This window comes from Micromonospora sp. NPDC005206, assembly GCF_040608175.1.
GTDB lineage: Bacteria > Actinomycetota > Actinomycetes > Mycobacteriales > Micromonosporaceae > Micromonospora.
The window spans coordinates 161,266-177,137 of record NZ_JBEXHU010000001.1 but is presented as its reverse complement, the minus strand read 5'-3'; the positions used below and the strand labels follow the sequence as shown (position 1 = coordinate 177,137).

Sequence of the window (15,872 nt, the reverse complement as noted above, 5' to 3'; positions counted from 1 at the left end):
GGCTCACCGCCCCGCAAGCACGATCGCCCCGGCACCCACCGCCTCCGCCGCGCGGCCCGCGACCGGTGTCTGGACCGTGTCGCGCGGTGCCGCCTCGGCCGGGCCGGGCTGGGCGGCGACGCGGCGGCGCAGCGCCTCCAGGTCGGCGGCGACCACCGACCGCACGTGCCGGATCAACCGGAACAGGTCGGGGCAGTAGACCGACGGGTGGGCGAAGCCGGCGCCGTCGCGGAAGCGGTGCGCGTACAGGCCACCGCCGCAGGCGCCGACGACCGGACAGGCCCGGCAGGCCGCCCCGAGAGCCGCCAACCCGGTCGGCCGCCCCGCCAGCGACGGGTGGCGCAGCGCCTCGTCGAAGCTGTGCCGGAAGACGTCCAACCCGGTACGCATCGCCGACGTGGTGGTCGTCTTGAGGGTGTCGGTGCCCTCGATGGTGCCGTCGGTCTCGATCGTCATGATGTCCGGCTCGGCAACGCCCAGCGCCTGGGTGCCGCTGCGCCCGCCGAGCAGCACCGCGATGAGCGACTCGAACAGCCGGATCCCGGTGCGCCGGGGCGTCTCCCGGTACCAGGTGTCGAAGACGGCGATCAGCCAGTCCGCGTACGGGGTGGCGGGGTCGTCGGGGTGGCGGCCGGGCGGGGGAGTGCTCCAGTTGCCGTGCGGCAGCAACAGGTCCAGCAGGGGCGGATCGAACTCCAGCAGGCTCCGGTAGACGCTGACCGGATCGTTGGCGAGGTCGACGGTGCAGAGCAGGCCGGCGTACCGGGCCCGGTGCTCGGGTCGGGCCAGCAGGCGCAGCGCGGCGGCCACCTCGGTGAAGCTGCCCCGCCCGTCGGCGTGCCGGCGGTGCCGGTCGTTGGCCGTCCGGCCGCCGTCCACGCTCACCCCGACGTCGACGCCGTGCGTGTGGCAGAAGGCGAGCACCGCCTCGTCCAGCAGCAGCCCGTTGGTCTGCATCGTGACGTCGAGGGTGGTGCCGGCGGGCATCGCGGCGCGCAGCGTACGCACCGTCCGGTCGAGCACGGCGACGCCGGCCAGCAGCGGCTCCCCGCCGTGCAGGACCACGCGGACCCGGTCGGTGCGGTGCCGGGCGACGTGGGCGGCCAGCCGGTCGGCCACCCGGGCCACGGTGGCCGGCGCGATCACCCGGGGCCGGTCCCGCCAGCCCTGGTCGGCGTGCCGGTAGACGTAGCAGTAGTCGCAGGCCAGGTTGCAGCGCGAGTGCACCTTCAGCACCAGTTGGCGTACCCGGGGCGCGGTCGGGGCAGCCGCCGGTGCCACCTCCGCGGCAGGGCGGCGTTGGTCGGCCGACGGCGAGGCGTCGGCCGACACGGTCAGAAGCTCGACTCGAACGCGGACACGTCGCCGGGCCGGGCCGGGTCACCCTCGGTGACCAGCGTGGCCAGCACGTGGGCCAGCACACCGTCACCGGCGCCGGCCAGCAGATCCGCCAACGGCACGTCGCCGAGCCGCACCAGGGCGGCGCCGGCGGTGACGGGCGTGGGCGGTTGGGCGTGCTCAGCCACCGTGGACCGCCCCACGGTCAACGACCGGCACCTGCGTCACCGCTGCGCTCACTCCGCCTTTCTACACCATCGCGCCCGGCCCGGGATGGCGCGACACCGCAGCTCGCACACGCTGGCCACCCCGCCGTCACCTGGCGTACCACCGCCGCCGTCGTGCCGCCCCGCGACCTCGGCCGACGCGGCCGGCGTTCGGATTTCTTCCGGGCGGTCTGTCGATCCGGCCGGCGGCCGTTCGTGTGGAGGATGAGAGGTCGGCGACGGGCCGGCCGCCCCGCGAGGAGGAACGATGACTCTCTACCTGCTCAGCATCCACCAGCCGCAGGGTGAGCTGCCGCCGGAGCCGGAGTTCCTGGCCGGGGTGATGCGCCAGCTCGGCGAGTTGCGTGACGAGCTGACCGCCACCGGGTCATGGGTCTTCGGGCAGGGCCTGCACAGCCCGGAATCCGCCACCGTGCTGCGCCCCCGCGACGGCGAGGTGCTCGTCACCGACGGGCCGTTCGTCGAGGGCAAGGAGTACCTGGGCGGCATCACCATCATCGACGTTCCGGACCTGGACGCCGCCCTGGACTGGGGCCGCCGCTACGCGCTGGCCACCACCCTGCCGGTCGAGGTCCGCCCGTTCCAGGGTGGAGCCGGCGACTGACCGTGGAGAACGTGGAGTCGGTGTTCCGCGCGGAGTACGGCCGCGCGGTCGCCGTCCTGGTCCGCCTCCTCGGCGACATCGACCTCGCCGAGGAGGCCGTCCAGGACGCCTTCACCATCGCGCTGCGACGGTGGCCGCAGACCGGCCCGCCACCCAGCCCGGCCGGCCGGATCATCACCACCGCCCGGAACCGGGCCATCGACCGGCTGCGCCGGGAAGCGTCCCGGGCCGACCGGCACGCCCAGGCGGCCCTGCTGTACGCCGCCGACCCACCCGTCGAGGAGACACCGGTGAGCGACGACCGGCTACGTCTGATCTTCACCTGCTGCCATCCGGCGTTGGCCCCGGCCGCCCGGGTCGCGCTCACTCTCCGCCTGCTCGGCGGTCTGAGCACCGCCGAGATCGCCCGCGCCTTCCTGGTGCCCGAGCCGACGATGGCGCAGCGGCTGGTCCGGGCCAAGTCGAAGATCCGCGACGCGCGGATCCCGTACCGCGTTCCGCGCGACGCCGACCTGCCCGACCGGCTGCACGCCGTGCTCGCGGTTCTCTACCTGATCTTCAACGAGGGGTACACGGCCAGCACCGGACGGCGACTGGTCCGCACGGAGCTGTGCGCCGAGGCGGTCCGGCTGGCCCGACTGCTGGTCGAGCTGATGCCGGACGAGCCGGAGGCGCTCGGCCTACTCGCTCTGATGCTGCTCACCGAGTCCCGTCGGGACGCGCGGACCACCCCCGACGGCGACCTCGTTCCGCTGCCCCGGCAGGACCGGGCCCGGTGGGACGCCGCGCTGGTCGCCGAGGGACAGTCGCTGGTCCGCCGCTGTCTGCGCCGCGACCAGCCGGGGCCGTACCAGATCCAGGCCGCGATCGCCGCCGTGCACAGCGCCGCGCCGCGCGCCACCGACACCGACTGGGGGCAGATCCTCCAGCTGTACGACCACCTGCTGGCGGTGGCCCCCGGCCCGGTGGTGGCGCTGAACCGGGCGGTCGCGCTCGCCGAGGTGGCCGGACCGGCGGTGGCGTTGGCCGAGGTGGACCGGCTCGACCTGGACGGCTACCACGTACGGCACGCGGTCCGCGCCGACCTGCTGGCTCGGCTCGGCCGGGGCGGGGAGGCCGCCGTGGCGTACCGGAGGGCAGCCGCGCTGACCGACAACGCGGCCGAACAGGCATTCCTCAGCGGGCGGGCGGCGGCTCTGTCGACCGACTGACCACACCGCGCCGGCTGACAGCTCAGCGGATGCCGTGCGTCTGGATCCAGAGTTCCAGCAGCCCGAGCTGCCACAGCTTGTTGCTGCCGGCCGCAGCCTCGGCGCGGTCCGGCTCGGCGAGCAGCCGTGCCACGTACTCCGGGCGGAACAGCCCCCGCTCCCGCGCGGCCGGCGCCTGCAACGCCTCGGCCACCAGCTCCCGCACCGGCCCGTCCACGTTGCGCAGCGCCGGCACCGGGAAGTAGCCCTTCGGCCGGTCGATGACCTCGGCCGGCACCACCTCCCGCGCGACCTCCTTGAGCACGCCCTTGCCGCCCTGGGCCACCTTGTGCTCCGGCGGGCAGTGCGCGGCCAGGGTGACCAGGTCCTGGTCGAGGAAGGGGGTGCGCACCTCCAGGCCCCACGCCATGCTCATGTTGTCCACCCGCTTGACCGGGTCGTCCGGCAGCATCAGGTGGGTGTCCAGGCGCAGCACCGCGTCCAGCGCGGTCTGCGCACCGGGGGCGGCGAGGTGCTCGGTCAGCAGGTCGCGGCTGGCGTCGTGGTCCAGCGCGTACGCCGGGCCGACGATCCGGCGCAGCTCGTCGTGGTCGCGGTCGAAGAACGCGGTGGCGAACGTCTCGGCGGCGCCGTGCCGGGGCGCCTCGGTCAGTGGCTGGTGGTAGCCGTAGCCGGCGAACACCTCGTCGGCGCCCTGCCCGGACTGGGCCACCTTCACGTGCTGGGCCACCTGCTCGGAGAGCAGGTGGAAGGCGACGACGTCGTGGCTGCCCATCGGCTCGGCCATCGCCTGAACGGCGCGCCGCACGGCGGGCACCAGGTCGTCGTTGGACAGCCGGATCCGGTCGTGGTCGGTGTCGTACGCGCGGGCCACCAGGTCGGAGTAGTGGAACTCGTCGCCGGACTCGCCGCCGCGGCTGTCGAAACCGATGCTGAACGTGCGCAGGTGCCGCTGGCCGGCCTCGGCGAGCAGCGCCACGATGAGGCTGGAGTCCAGCCCACCGGAGAGCAGCACCCCGACCGGCACGTCGGCGACCAACCGCCGGCGTACCGCCGTGCGCAGCGCGTCCCCCACGGCGGCCCGCCAGTCGGCGGCGTCCATGCCGGCGTCGGCCGGCTCCCGCACGTAGTCCGGCCGCCAGTACACCTCCTCCCGGTTGCGCCCGTCCGCCTCGATCACCCGCATGGTGGCCGGCGGCAGCTTGCGTACGCCGCGCAGCACGGTCCGTGGCGCGGGCACGATGGAGTGCCAGGACAGGTAGTGGTGCAGCGCCACCGGGTCGACGCTGGTGTCCACGTCGCCGGCACGCAGCAACGCCGGCAGGGTGGAGGCGAACCGCAGCCGCCCGGGGGTCTCGGCGAGGTAGAGCGGTTTGATGCCGAGCCGGTCACGGGCCAGCACCAGCCGCCGCCGGGCCCGGTCGACCAGCCCGATCGCGAACATGCCGACCAGGTGGTCGACGAAGCGGTCACCCCAGTGCGCGTACGCCACCAGGATCACCTCGGTGTCGCTGGTGGAGTGGAAGGCGTACCCGGCGTGGGTCAATTCCTCGCGCAGCTCGGGATAGTTGTAGATGCAGCCGTTGAAGACCAGCGCCAGGCCCAGGTCCTCGCGCACCATCGGCTGGCCGCCCGCGTCGGACAGGTCGATGATGGTCAGCCGGCGGTGCCCCAGCGTCACCCAGCCGTCGGTGAACAGGCCCTCGCCGTCCGGGCCGCGTGACCGCATCGCCTCGGTCATCCGGGTGACCGCCGCCGCATCGGGCGGCCTGCCGTCGAACCGAGCCTCGCCGCTGATCCCGCACATCAGGCGGGGTGGTGAGTCAGATGGGACACCAGCGGCACGGACATCCTCCTGTCACCTCGCCCGACCGTGTCGTGGCCGGTCCCGCCTACCGGACGGGCCGCGCTGGCTACCCGGGCGCGGGGTGGGCAAACACGGCTTCATTGTTAGGAAGGGCCCCTTCCTCTACACCAGGCGTTAACAAGGTGCCCTTCCTTGCAGCTCAGCCGAGCAGGGTGCGCAGGATGCGGGCGAGCTGGTCGCGATCGGCGTCGTCCAGGTGGCCGAAGAAGCGGTCGGCCTCGGCCCGGCGGGCGGCCCGGATGGCGGCGCTGACCCGGTTGCCCTCCCCGGTGAGCGCGACCAGGGTCGCCCGCCGGTCGGCCGGGTCGGGCCGGCGTTCGACGAGCCCCCGGGTCTGGAGGTCGTCGATGACCTCGGTGGCGGAGCGGGGCGCGATGCGCAGGTGCTCGGCGATGGCGCCCGGGCGAAGCTCACCGTGCCGCGCCAGCACCCCGAGCGCCCGGGACTGGCTGGGGGTGACGTCCCATGGCGCCAACGACTCCCGCGCCTGCCGACGCAGTCGCCCGGCCACCGCCCAGAACGTCTCCGCCAGGCTCTCGTCGTCGCCGTCCGCCGTGCGCTCCGTCACGGGGAATACGGTAGCAGGGGATGCGGTTGCTACCTCATGATGAGGTAACCTCAGCAATATTCCCGACGAGAGGCAGTGCCCCTTGGAATCCACCCCCACCGGCCGCGACCGCGGCCACCGCACCGTCAGCGCCGACGAGAAGGCGCAGGCCCGCCAGGTGTCACTGCGCCGCATCGGCCGGCTCTTCACCGCCCACCGGCCCGCGCTGGCCGCCGTGACCGCGATCATCGTGGCCTCCTCGATCATCGCGATGGCCACCCCGTTCCTGCTGCGTGCCGTCATCGACCGGGCCCTGCCGCAGGGCGACGTGACCCTGCTGGTCTGGCTGGTCCTCGGCATGGTCGCGGTCGCCGCGGTGACCGCCGCCCTCGGCGTCATCCAGACCTGGATCTCCACCCGAGTCGGGCAGCAGATCATGCACCGACTGCGCACCGACGTCTTCAGCCACCTCCAGCGGCAGTCGCTGGGCTTCTTCACCCGGACCCGCACCGGCGAGGTGCAGTCCCGCATCACCAACGACATCGGCGGCATGCAGTCGGTGGTCACCTCGACCGCCACCGCCGTCGCGGCCAACCTCACCACCGTGATCGCCACCGCCGTCGCCATGGTCGCGCTCTCCTGGCAGCTCTCCCTGGTCTCCCTCGTGGTGCTGCCACCGGCGATCTGGCTGACCCGCCGGGTCGCCCGCATGCGCCGGGAGATCACCGCCCAGCGCCAGCGGGAGCTCGCCGACCTCAACGTCACCGTGGAGGAGGGGCTGTCGATCAGCGGCGTCCAACTGGCCAAGACCCTCGGCACCGGGCCCGCGCTGATCGACCGGTTCACCGCCTCGTCGGCCCGCCTGGTCGACCTGGAACTGCGCAGCGAACTGGCCGGTCGCTGGCGGATGGCCTCGATGAGCATCATCTTCGCCGCCGTACCGGCGGTCATCTACCTCGCCGCCGGCCTGCCCGGCACCGCCGGCACGCTGAGCATCGGCACCCTGGTCGCCTTCACCGCATTGCAGGGCGGCCTGTTCCGGCCGCTGATGGGCCTGCTCAACGTGGGCGTGTCGCTGACCGCCTCGCTGGCGCTGTTCGCCCGCATCTTCGAATACCTCGACCTGCCGATCGACGTGGCCGACCCGGCCGAGCCGGTCCGACTCGACCCCGCCCGGGTCCGCGGCCACCTGCGCCTGGAGGACGTCACCTTCGGCTACCCGGGTAGCGACACCGCCGCCCTCGCCGGGGTCACCCTGGACGTGCCCGCCGGCACCAGCCTCGCCCTCGTGGGCGAGACCGGCTCCGGCAAGAGCACCCTCGCCGGGCTGGTCAGCCGGCTGCACGACCCGACCGCCGGCCGGGTCACCGTCGACGGGGTCGACCTGCGTGACCTGCGCCTGGCCGACCTGGCCGCCATCGTCGGCGTGGTCAGCCAGGAGACGTACCTGCTGCACACCACCGTCCGGGAGAACCTGCGTTACGCCCGGCCGGACGCCACCGACGCCGACATCGAGGACGCCGCCCGCGCCGCCCAGATCCACGACCTGATCGCCGGCCTTCCCGACGGGTACGACACGGTGGTCGGCTCGCGCGGCCACCGGTTCTCCGGCGGTGAGAAGCAGCGGCTGGCCATCGCCCGCACGCTGCTGCGGGACCCGCGCATCCTGGTCCTCGACGAGGCCACCAGCGCGCTGGACACCGAAACCGAACGGGCCGTGCAGCGGGCGTTCGACGTGCTCGCCGAGGGGCGCACCACGATCACCATCGCGCACCGGCTCTCCACAGTGCGCGACGCCGACCAGATCGCGGTGCTGGACCACGGGCGGATCGTCGAGGCTGGCACCCACGACAGCCTGCTGCACCGCAACGGCCGCTACGCCACCCTGGCCGCCTGACTCACAACCGTCTCGAAACCGTCGCTAAAACCGTCTCGTTATTCGGCGTCCAGGTGGCGGTAGACGGTGGCCCGCGAGACGCCCAGGGCGGCGGCGATGGCGTCCACCGAGTGGGTGCCCGCCGCGTGCATCCGCCGGGCCACCTCGACCTGCTCCCGGCCCATCGCCCGCGGCCGGCCCGGTCTCCGCCGACGGTCACCCGCGTCGGTGCCAAGGGTCGCATCCGGCGAGCGCCCGGACCCTGAGGCCGCGCCCGCCGGGACCGCAGCGGCCGCCGCCGGCCCCGCCAGCAGGCGGCGTACGCCGTCGAGCATGTCGGCGCGCAGCACCTCGTCGGGCACGTCGGTGAAGAAGACGATCGGGTCGCTGCACGTGGCGACCGCCTGCACCGCCCGGACCCGCTCCCGGCGCCCGGCGTCCGGTCCGGCGATGAGGTCGTTGGCCCGCATCGCGATCCCCATCAACCGGTGGTACGTGTCGTTCCGCCCGACCAGCGCGATGTCGTGGAAGAGCATGCCGAGCGGCCGGCGGTGGGCGAGCATGGTGTCCACCCAGCCCTCCAGCACCGTCCACCGGGCCTGCTCCGTGGGCTGCGCCTGGGCCGCGTCGAGCAGCGCCTCCAGGTCGGCCAGCAGCGGCTCGACCAGCGCCGCCAGCAGGTGCTCCTTGGCCGGGAAGTGGTACAGGATCGCGGCTTTGGTCAACCGCAGCCGTTCGCCGATCTGCCGCAGCGAGGTGCGCTGGTAGCCGTGTTCGGCGAAGAGGTCGAGCGCGGCGCGCAGGATCCGGCTGCGGGTGTCGTCCGCGGGATCGGCGGTCATGCCGGCCAGCCTAACCGGCGTCCTGACCCGGTGGCTGACGTCACCGTTGATTGTGCTGACCGACGGTCAGTACAGTGGGGACGGTCGACGCATCCAATAGTTGGAGGGGCGATGCCCGTCATCTCGATCGACAACCTGGTCAAGACGTTCGGCGGCATCCGGGCACTCGACGGGCTCGACCTGCGGGTCGAGGCGGGGGAGGTGCACGGCTTCCTCGGGCCCAACGGATCCGGGAAGTCCACCACCATCCGGATCCTGCTCGGGCTGCTCCGCCGCGACTCCGGCGAGGCGCGGGTGCTCGGCGCCGACCCCTGGCGCGACGCGGTGCGCCTGCACCGCCGGTTGGCGTACGTGCCGGGCGACGTCAGCCTCTGGCCGAACCTCTCCGGCGGGGAGGCGATCGACCTGCTCGGCGAGCTGCGCGGCGGCCTCGACCGTCGTCGCCGCGACGAGCTGCTGCAACGCTTCGATCTGGACCCGACCCGCGGGTGCCGCACGTACTCCAAGGGCAACCGGCAGAAGGTCGCCATCGTCGCCGCGTTCTCCTCCGACGTGGAGCTGTACGTGCTCGACGAGCCGACCTCCGGCCTCGACCCCCTCATGGAGGCGGTGTTCCAGGACGAGGTGCGGCGGATCAAGCAGGCCGGCGCCACCGTGCTGCTCTCCAGCCACGTGCTCGCCGAGGTCGAGGCGCTCTGCGACCGGGTCAGCATCATCCGCGAGGGTCGCACCGTCGAGTCCGGCAGCCTGGCCGAGCTGCGCCACCTCACCCGCACGGCGGTGATCGTCGAGACGGCCCGCCCGGTGACCGGCCTGGACGCGCTGCCCGGCGTGCACGACGTACGCGAGGTCGACGGGCGTACCCACCTGGAGGTCGAGCCGGCGCACCTCGACCAGCTGCTCGGGCAGCTCATCCACTTCGGCGTCCGCGCCCTCACGAGCACCCCGCCCACCCTGGAGCAGCTGTTCCTGCGCCACTACGGCGACGGCCGCGCCACCGCCGACCCCGAGTCGGCGCAAGTCCAGCAGGCCGGTGTCCGGTGACCGCCCTCACCGGCACCCGCCGGCTGGCCCGGCTCGTGCTGCGCCGCGACCGGATCCGCCTCGCGATCTGGGTGCTCGGCACGCCCCTGCTCGGCTATGCCCTCGCCGGCAGCGTCGCCGGCATCTACCCCGACGAGGCGGCCCGTCAGGGCTACGCCGCCACGTCCGCGTCCAGCCTGGTCGCCCGGGCCTTCAACGGCCCCATCGCCGGCACCGACGTCGGTGCGGTGGTGGTCGCCGAGACGTACGTGACGCTGGCCCTGATCATCGCGCTGCTGAGCACCTTCGCGGTGATCCGGCACACCCGGCAGAACGAGGAGACCGGGCGCGCCGAGCTGCTCGGTGCCTCGGTGGTCGGCCGGTACGCGCCGCTCACCGCCGCGCTGCTGGTCGTGGTCGCGGCGAACGTGGCGGCCGCGGCGCTGCTCGCCGTCGCCCTCACCGGCGCAGGTCTGCCGCTGGCCGGTTCCGTCGCGGCGGCCGGCGCGGTCGGCGGCGTCGGGGTGGCCTTCACCGGCGTCGCCGCGGTCACCGCGCAGGTCTCGGTCAGCTCCCGGGGCGCCAACGCGCTCGCCGCCGCCGTCGTCGGGCTCTCCTTCGTGCTGCGCGCCGCCGGCGACGTGCTCGGCGACACCAGCGCCGACGGCACCCGGGTGGAGAGCGCCTGGCCGTCCTGGCTCTCCCCGCTCGGCTGGGGCAACCAGGTGCGGGCCTTCGGCGGGGAACGCTGGTGGGTGCTCGCCCTGCCCGTCGCGCTGCTGCTCGCCGGGGTGGCGCTGGCGTACGCCCTCGCGGAGCAGCGGGACCAGGGCGCCGGGCTGGTCGCCCCCCGGCGCAAGCCCGCGAACGGTGCGGCGTGGCTGCTCAGCCCGGCCGGGCTGGCCTGGCGGATGCAGCGCGGCACCCTGCTCGGCTGGGCGGTCGGCATCGCCGTGCTCGGCGTCTCGATGGGCGTCGCCGCCGACGAGTTCAACGCCATGATCGAGCAGAATCCGGCCGCCGCCGAGGCGATCAACGCGATGGGCGGGGGAGCCGACCTGGTCGACGCGTACCTGGCCGCGATGCTCGGGCTCTTCGCCCTGACCATCGGGGCGTACGTGGTGCAGGCCCTGCTCCGGGTACGCGGCGACGAAGCCGACGGGGTGCTGGAGGCCGCCCTCGCCACGGCGGTCAGCCGTACCCGATGGCTCGGCACCCAGGTCCTCGCCGCGGCGCTCGGCGCGCTCGCCCTGCTGCTGCTCGCCGGCCTGACCACCGGGCTCGGCTACGGCCTGGTCACCGGCGACCCGCTCGGCGAGGCCATCGCGCTGGGTGGTGCCGCGCTGCTGCGGCTGCCGGCCCTGCTCGTGGTGGCCGGGGTGGTGACCGCGCTCTTCGGCCTGCTGCCCCGCCTGTCGGTGGTGCTCTCCTGGACGGCGTTGCTGGTCTTCCTACTCCTGGGGCAGCTCGGCGCGGTGCTGGAGCTGCCGCAGGTCGCGCTCAACGTCTCGCCGTACACCCATGTGCCGTCCGTGCCCGCGGTCGACCCGGCGGTGCTGCCTCTCGTGGTGCTCGCCGCGGTGGCGGCGGCGCTGCTCGCCGTCGGCGTCGCCGCCTTCCGCCACCGCGACGTCCCGAGTTGACCTGCTCTTCGTGATCGTTGGCAGCTGAGCAACTCGACACGCCGACGCCTTCCCCGCTGAGCTGCCACCGATCGGTGCGGCTAGCAGAAATCGAGCGGCGAGGGGCGTCGTCCACAGGTTGGTGGGTGTGCACAGGGGCAGGGGTGACTGGTTGCGGGAGGTTGGCGTGGGGCTGCACGGTTCGTGGCGTGAACTCGGTGCTTCGGGAACTGGTGGAGTTGGGCGCAGGGCTGGTGACGCGTGGAGCGGCCACGCAGGTGGTGCCACAGTGGACGCTGGATCAGGCGTGCCGTAACGGTGACCTGGTGCGGGTGTTGCCCGAGGTCTTCGTGGCGGTGCACCTGGTCGATGGTCGCTCCGATGGTCCTGCCCTGAGTCGGCTCGACCCTGCCCTGGGGCAGCGTGCGGCTCTCGCCTGGGCTGACGGCCGCGGCGCACTCAGTCATCTCAGCGCGCTGGGCGCGTGGGGACTGTGCCCGCAGGCTGTCGGTGACCTGGTGCACCTGAGCACACCGGCGAGCGCCAGCCTGCGCACCCGACCCGGACTGGTCGTGCATCGGCGCCGGGATTTCGTCATCAGCCCGCCGCACGTGGTGATCCGACGCGGACTGACGGTCACCCGGCTCGAGCAGGCCCTCATCGACTCATGGCCGGCGTTGCCGCACAGCGAGCGGCGGGCACCGGTGATCCAGGCGGTCAACAATTGGTTGACCACGCCCGAGCGGTTGGCCGAGGCCCTGGATGGTGCGCCGAAGCTGGTCGATCGGGCAGCGCTGCGAAGGCTGCTGACCAGGCTCGCCGACGGCTGCCGCAGCCCGCTGGAGATCTGGGGGCACGAGCACGTCTTCACCGGCCCGGGCATGCCGGCGTTCCGCCGACAGGTGCCCATGCGCCTCGGGCGACGCACCATCTACCTCGACATGTTCGCCGAGCGGGAGCGGGTCAACATCGAACTCGACGGGGCCGCCACCCACGGCGACCCCCACCAGCGGGAGATCGACCTGCGCCGGGACGCCTTGCTGGCGACCACCGGGATCCTGGTGGTCCGCTTCGCCCACCGTCGCCTGGTGCGCGAGGTCGCCGCGGTACGCCGCGAAACCTTGGCCATCCTCGCGACCCGCATCTTCCGGGGCTGATGACTCGGGCATCCGCGCCGGCCAGCGCGTTGGACCCATAACTTGCACAAGTGGAAAGTGTTCGCCTATGCTTTCCGCCATGGAAAGTATTGGTGTGGAGGAGCAGCTCACAGCGGCCGAGCGCGGTGCCGCCGCGCCCTACGTGAACTATCCGCCCACCCCCTGGTGGTACGCGCCCTCCGTTGGCGCCTGGGCCGCCGCCATGATCGGCACGTTCGTCTGGTGGCGTGAGAATGCTGTCCTGTTCGTGGCGTCGCTCGCCGTCCTGATCGCCGTCGAGGCCCTGTTCGTCGTCTGGATGCGGCGTCGGCACGGCGCGCTCCCGATGCCGGGCAAGGGAACGCCGCCCACCGAGATCGCCGCAGTGTGGCGCGAATACGTTGCTGCCCTACCCGTGGTCACTCTCGTCGTCGGGCTCGTCTGGTGGCTGGTCGGCGTCCCGGCTGCCGCCGGGGCGGCATTCGTCCTCGTGACGGTAGGCCTGGCCGTCTACGAGCGGCGGTATGCCGCGGCTGCCGCCAGGACGCGGGCACGCCTGCGATGATCGACGGACTGGACCCGATCATCCACGTGCCCAAGCGCCTAGCGGCCATGGCCGTCCTGGCCAACGCCCCTTCGGTCTCGTTCCGGTTCCTGAAGGACCACCTGCAGATCACTGAGTCGGATCTGTCCAAGCAGATGTCAACGTTGGAGGCGGCTGGTTATGTCGCCTCGACGAAGGTCGGTCGTGGCCGTGGGGGCAGTACCACCTATCGGATAGTCGAGGCCGGGCAGAAGGCCTACGAACAGCACTGCGCGGCACTGAGAGCACTGATCGGCGACGCATAGCGTTCGTGTGCGGCACACCGGGTAGGGGCTGGCGGGGCTTGTTCCGTGCTGGCAGCCTCGGCGGCGTGGGCACCCTTCTGACGCAGCTTCCGGCGCTCCTCGGCGTACTGGTCGGCACCCTGGGCACGATCCTCGCCACCTCGTTGGCCGACCGGGCGCGGTGGCGGCGGAGCCAGAGCGTCCGCTGGGACGAGCGGCGGCTGGACGCGTACGTTGACTACGCGCACGCCATCAAGGAGAGTCACGCCATCGCGCTGCGGATGACGGCCGACCACCGGCCGGGATCGCACAGCCACCCCATCGACCGCGAGGACGGCCTGGCTCGGCTGGCCGAGGCGGACGCCCGACGCACGATCGTCTGGGAGAACCTGCTGCTGCTCGGCGACGAGCCGACGGTCGTCGCTGCCGCCGGTTGGCGGGACGCGGTCTGGCAGGTCGAACGGCTCGCGAGGGGGATCGTCGATGCGCCGCAGGACATCTCCGAGCTGCTCACCCGGGTCAACGAGGCCCGCGACGGCTACTACCGGGCGGCCCGGCAGAGTCTCGGCGTCCGGGGTGGATCGGTGGAGCAGTCAGCGGCACTGCGGAAGGCACTGCTTGGCAGCTCGGGTCGTGACGTCCGAGCCGCCTGAAACGGCTGCCAACTGGCTGCACCGTCGACGAGGCGGCGGCGTCATGGCGCCCGGCAAGGCCACCCCGAGGACGCAAGGCCGAGGGATGAGATGGGCCAGTCAGGGTCGGGAAGGGCGGCGGATCAGGGGCTGGGGCGGTTCGGCTGGGGTGGGATGAAGGGGGAGGGGATCGGGTCGGTGGGGTGTGTGGAGCGGTGGTGAAGGAGTTCGCTGATCCAGCGTGCGGCCTCCTTCTGCGCGGTGAGCATGTGGTCGCGGGCGTCGGCGAAGTCCTGGTCGCCGGTTACGTTGGCGTGTTGGGCCAGGATCTCCGCCCAGCGCCGGCTCAGCTCCTCGGCGTATCGGGCCCGCCGAAGCTGCTCGTCGAACTGGTACTCGAGTTTGACCAGCCGGTCGATGTGCGGCTGGAGCGCCGGCATGATCCGCTCGTCGAGCCGGACGGATGCGTCGGGTTGGCAGGTGATGACGATGTCGCCCCGCTGGTAGCGCCAGACAGGGTCGTCGGCGAGCGCCCGCTGCAATGCCAGTTCGAGGTCTCCTGCCCGGTTCGGCGCCAGGTCCCGGGCAGCGTCGGCGGCGAGCCGGGTCAGCCGCTGGATCGCGTTCGGCTGGAAGTACCGCACGTACCAGCTCAGCACCTCGGCCCGCAGGCTCTTCGGCGACGACCAGGCGAAGGTGGCGCGGACGTAGAAGGAGTACACGTACCCGCGGGCTGGAACCGCGATCAGCCGCGGCACGTGGCGCTGCTCGACGAGCGGGCCGGATGGCGCCGTTGCTGCGCCGGGCCCCACGGGCGCCTCGTCCTGGAGCGCGGCGACCAGTCGGTCCCAGGTCCGCGTCCACCAGCGCCAACCGGTGACGCTCGCGTCCCGGGTGACGATCAGCCCGCGGGTACCCCATTGTCGCCACCGATCCGCGGGCTTCGGCGTCCCGTCGGGGGCGTCCGTCATGCCACCCCTCCATCGTCACGGATCTCCATCTCACGCTAACAACCCGTGACCGATATGTCCGCCGCCACGCCGCCACGAGCCCGCACCGCTGCGCCAGCGAAAAGACGGATTGCCCGGGGGTTCACCGAACATTGTGGAGCAGTTTGCGCGCCGAGGACTGTTGCCGGGGGACTGTCAACGATGAGACTGGTTCCGATCCGACAGTGATGCGGATCGATGGATCGGATGGTCTGGAGGCAGCCTGTGTCCACCCTCGTGTCCCCGCTGGCCACGCTCGGCGCGATCCGCCGGCGTACCACCACCCTCGCCCTGCTCCTCGCCATGGTCGCGGCCGCTCTGGTCGGCCCGTCCGTGGTGGCCCCCCAACTGACCGACTCCGCCTCGGCGGCGGTCTACAGCTCCTGCACCATCAGCCGCTGCGCGGATGCCCGTACCGCCCGTTCGGGATGGTCCGCCAAGGGCTTCCCGACCATCCGCGCCTGGTATTCCTGGAGTGGCGGCAAATCCAACTTCGCCGGCGGCCGGTTCTACAACTACGAGGGTCAACTGCCCACCAACGCCACCTATTACGAGTACGACGTGTACCCGCGGACCCAGGGCGCCGCCCGGGACGCGTACCGGATCGTGGTGAACCGCAGCACTGGGGTCACCTGGTTCTCGCCCAACCACTACACCGACTTCTACCGGCTCTGACCGACCCGGGGCCGGCTGGTCACCGCGGCCGGTCCCGCCGTCAGCTCAGGCCAGATCAGGAGGTACGGGAGATGGTCGACCAGGACGGTGGTCGGACGCCCGATTGGCTGACCGTGTGCCGGGGCGGCGCCCCGGAGGTACCCGGCGCGTCGGTGCTGGCCGGTGGGGCGAGCCGGACCCGGCCCGCGTTCTTCGCCGCGTTGACCGACGCGCTGGCCCTGCCGGCCCACCTGGGCAGCACCTGGGACGCCCTCGCCGATGTGCTCCGGGACCGGCTGGACGCCGGCCCGCTCACCCTGTTGATCAACGACGCCGGCCAGCTGCTCGCCGACGAGCCGGCCGGCCAGTACGCCCTGCTGCTCGCCGTTCTCGGCGACGTCGCCACCACCGCACCGCATCCGCTACGCGTCGTCCTGCACGAAGCCTCGCTCTCCTGACCACCACCTCACGGAGGG

Annotated in this window: 17 protein-coding genes; 11 read left to right on the top strand and 6 right to left on the bottom strand. The window is 72.8% G+C overall.

Going from position 1 to position 15,872, the window contains the following annotated elements:
- Positions 1-3: 3 nt before the first annotated feature.
- A complete protein-coding gene (locus ABZU69_RS00845; protein ID WP_354962333.1) occupies positions 4-1,332 on the bottom strand; it encodes an FxsB family cyclophane-forming radical SAM/SPASM peptide maturase in 1,329 nt (442 codons plus the stop codon).
- A gap of 2 nt (positions 1,333-1,334) precedes the next feature.
- The gene (fxsA, locus tag ABZU69_RS00840) at positions 1,335-1,541 is read right to left on the bottom strand and encodes an FxSxx-COOH cyclophane-containing RiPP peptide (protein ID WP_354962583.1); all 207 of its coding nucleotides are present in this window, start codon (positions 1,539-1,541) and stop codon (positions 1,335-1,337) included.
- Between the two features lie 271 nt (positions 1,542-1,812).
- Between fxsA and ABZU69_RS00835 the strand changes: the two genes are divergently transcribed.
- The gene (locus ABZU69_RS00835) at positions 1,813-2,169 is read left to right on the top strand and encodes a YciI family protein (protein WP_354962332.1); all 357 of its coding nucleotides are present in this window, start codon (positions 1,813-1,815) and stop codon (positions 2,167-2,169) included.
- Between the two features lie 2 nt (positions 2,170-2,171).
- A complete protein-coding gene (locus ABZU69_RS00830; protein WP_354962331.1) occupies positions 2,172-3,380 on the top strand; it encodes a sigma-70 family RNA polymerase sigma factor in 1,209 nt (402 codons plus the stop codon).
- A 22-nt stretch (positions 3,381-3,402) separates the two neighbouring features.
- Here the strand turns inward: ABZU69_RS00830 and ABZU69_RS00825 are convergent, their stop codons facing one another.
- On the bottom strand, positions 3,403-5,187 hold the full coding sequence (locus tag ABZU69_RS00825; RefSeq protein ID WP_354962330.1) for an N-acetylglutaminylglutamine amidotransferase: 1,785 nt from the start codon (positions 5,185-5,187) through the stop codon (positions 3,403-3,405).
- 199 nt (positions 5,188-5,386) lie between these two features.
- The gene (locus ABZU69_RS00820; protein WP_354962329.1) at positions 5,387-5,815 is read right to left on the bottom strand and encodes a MarR family winged helix-turn-helix transcriptional regulator; all 429 of its coding nucleotides are present in this window, start codon (positions 5,813-5,815) and stop codon (positions 5,387-5,389) included.
- Positions 5,816-5,897: 82 nt separating this feature from the next.
- Here ABZU69_RS00820 and ABZU69_RS00815 point away from each other — a divergent pair, with 82 nt between their 5' ends.
- Complete coding sequence (locus ABZU69_RS00815; protein ID WP_354962328.1) at positions 5,898-7,691, top strand: ABC transporter ATP-binding protein; 1,794 nt, start codon at positions 5,898-5,900, stop codon at positions 7,689-7,691.
- Positions 7,692-7,729: 38 nt separating this feature from the next.
- Here ABZU69_RS00815 and ABZU69_RS00810 read toward each other — a convergent pair whose 3' ends face one another.
- Positions 7,730-8,512 carry a TetR family transcriptional regulator gene (locus ABZU69_RS00810; RefSeq protein ID WP_354962327.1) on the bottom strand — a complete coding sequence of 261 codons (783 nt, stop codon included), beginning with the start codon at positions 8,510-8,512 and terminating at the stop codon, positions 7,730-7,732.
- A gap of 111 nt (positions 8,513-8,623) precedes the next feature.
- Between ABZU69_RS00810 and ABZU69_RS00805 the strand changes: the two genes are divergently transcribed.
- From ABZU69_RS00805 to ABZU69_RS00780, 6 genes are all read left to right on the top strand, one after another.
- Entirely contained in the window at positions 8,624-9,556 is a 933-nt protein-coding gene (locus ABZU69_RS00805; protein ID WP_354962326.1) for an ABC transporter ATP-binding protein, read from the top strand.
- Complete coding sequence (locus tag ABZU69_RS00800) at positions 9,553-11,178, top strand: anibiotic ABC transporter (RefSeq protein ID WP_354962325.1); 1,626 nt, start codon at positions 9,553-9,555, stop codon at positions 11,176-11,178. The genes ABZU69_RS00805 and ABZU69_RS00800 overlap by 4 nt, the downstream gene beginning before the upstream one ends.
- Positions 11,179-11,366: 188 nt before the next feature.
- Positions 11,367-12,314: a DUF559 domain-containing protein gene (locus ABZU69_RS00795; protein WP_354962324.1), complete on the top strand. Its 948-nt coding sequence runs from the start codon at positions 11,367-11,369 to the stop codon at positions 12,312-12,314.
- Between the two features lie 67 nt (positions 12,315-12,381).
- A complete protein-coding gene (locus tag ABZU69_RS00790; RefSeq protein ID WP_354962323.1) occupies positions 12,382-12,858 on the top strand; it encodes a hypothetical protein in 477 nt (158 codons plus the stop codon).
- Positions 12,855-13,142, top strand: a complete 288-nt coding sequence (locus ABZU69_RS00785; protein ID WP_354962322.1) for a transcriptional regulator — start codon at positions 12,855-12,857, stop codon at positions 13,140-13,142. The genes ABZU69_RS00790 and ABZU69_RS00785 overlap by 4 nt, the downstream gene beginning before the upstream one ends.
- Positions 13,143-13,207: 65 nt before the next feature.
- Entirely contained in the window at positions 13,208-13,774 is a 567-nt protein-coding gene (locus tag ABZU69_RS00780) for a hypothetical protein (protein WP_354962321.1), read from the top strand.
- 122 nt (positions 13,775-13,896) lie between these two features.
- On the opposite strand, the gene ABZU69_RS00775 is transcribed toward ABZU69_RS00780, so the two are convergent.
- On the bottom strand, positions 13,897-14,724 hold the full coding sequence (locus ABZU69_RS00775; protein ID WP_354962320.1) for a hypothetical protein: 828 nt from the start codon (positions 14,722-14,724) through the stop codon (positions 13,897-13,899).
- A gap of 243 nt (positions 14,725-14,967) precedes the next feature.
- Here ABZU69_RS00775 and ABZU69_RS00770 point away from each other — a divergent pair, with 243 nt between their 5' ends.
- Complete coding sequence (locus ABZU69_RS00770; RefSeq protein WP_354962319.1) at positions 14,968-15,417, top strand: ribonuclease domain-containing protein; 450 nt, start codon at positions 14,968-14,970, stop codon at positions 15,415-15,417.
- A gap of 71 nt (positions 15,418-15,488) precedes the next feature.
- Positions 15,489-15,854 (top strand): barstar family protein, encoded by a 366-nt coding sequence (locus ABZU69_RS00765; protein WP_354962318.1) that lies wholly within the window; start codon positions 15,489-15,491, stop codon positions 15,852-15,854.
- Positions 15,855-15,872: the final 18 nt, after the last annotated feature.